Origin of the sequence: Burkholderia sp. HMSC10F09, from assembly GCF_001806955.1 — a bacterium.
GTDB lineage: Bacteria > Pseudomonadota > Gammaproteobacteria > Burkholderiales > Burkholderiaceae > Burkholderia > Burkholderia multivorans.
On sequence record NZ_KV786885.1, the window covers coordinates 1 to 688 of the forward strand.

1 protein-coding gene is annotated in these 688 nt (G+C 74.0%); it reads left to right on the plus strand.

What is annotated here, in order from left to right; all coding sequences use genetic code 11:
• The coding region (gene astE, locus HMPREF3115_RS24905) for a succinylglutamate desuccinylase (RefSeq protein ID WP_141751735.1) at positions 1-688 on the plus strand (688 nt) is incomplete at both ends.

Sequence of the window (688 nt, forward strand, 5' to 3'; positions counted from 1 at the left end):
CGCGGTGCGCTGGCACTGGCCCGGCGACGGGCTGCTCGCGTTCGAACCGGCGGCGAGCGACGCGGCGCGCGCGAGCGTGCTCGTGTCGGCCGGCGTGCATGGCGACGAGACCGCGCCGATCGAGCTGTTGTCGATGCTCGTGCGCGACGTCGGCACGGGCGCGCTGCCGCTCGCGTGCCGGCTGCTCGTCGTGCTCGGCAACGTACCGGCGATGCGCGCGGGCGAGCGCTATCTCGACGACGACCTGAACCGGCTGTTCAGCGGCCGGCATGCACAGTTGCCGGCGAGCCGGGAGGCGCCGCGCGCCGCGCAGCTCGAGGCGGCCGCGCGCACGTTCTTCGCCGGCTCGTCCCCGCATGGCGCACGCTGGCACATCGACATGCATACGGCGATCCGCGCCTCGGTCTTCGAGCAGTTCGCGCTGCTGCCGCATACGGGCACGCCGCCGTCGCGCGCGATGGTCGAATGGCTCGGCGACGCACGCATCGCGGCCGTGCTGCTGCATACCGCGAAGGGCAATACGTATTCGCACTTCACGGCCGAACACTGCGGCGCACTGGCGTGCACGCTCGAACTCGGCAAGGTGCGCCCGTTCGGGCAGAACGATCTCGCGCGCTTCGCGCCGGCCGACCGCGCGGTGCGCCGGCTCGTGTCGGGCGCGCCGGGCGACGCCGACGCGCCGCTGCCG